Below are 245 nucleotides of genomic sequence, written 5' to 3'. Positions count from 1 at the left end.
GGGAACTGGCAAGTAATCGCCTCATGGCATCAAGTAGATAGCGTTCGACTGGGACACCAAGGGCATTGTCGTCAACGGAAATTCGTTGAGCTTTCAGGTCTCGCTGGACACTGGTTTGGTCAGCTTCAATGACCAATTTAGACAGGACATGCTCGGGATCAGTATTGCCAATTGCCTCCAGCATGGCTTTCAAAATCTCAGGGCCCGGCTGGGTTAACCAGGCGAGCAACTCAGGTGTCATCACC

General features: G+C 51.8%; 1 protein-coding gene. It reads right to left on the bottom strand.

Features of this window, described 5'->3' with window-relative positions:
• On the bottom strand, positions 1-229 hold a 229-nt coding region (locus AAEY78_RS14560; protein WP_502943793.1), incomplete at its 3' end, for a TraI domain-containing protein.
• Positions 230-245: the final 16 nt, after the last annotated feature.

The sequence above is a fragment of the Psychrobacter sp. 16-MNA-CIBAN-0192 genome, from assembly GCF_040309565.1.
GTDB lineage: Bacteria > Pseudomonadota > Gammaproteobacteria > Pseudomonadales > Moraxellaceae > Psychrobacter.
Note: the sequence above shows the minus strand (reverse complement) of the source record. Positions and strands in the feature narration are given on the sequence as shown.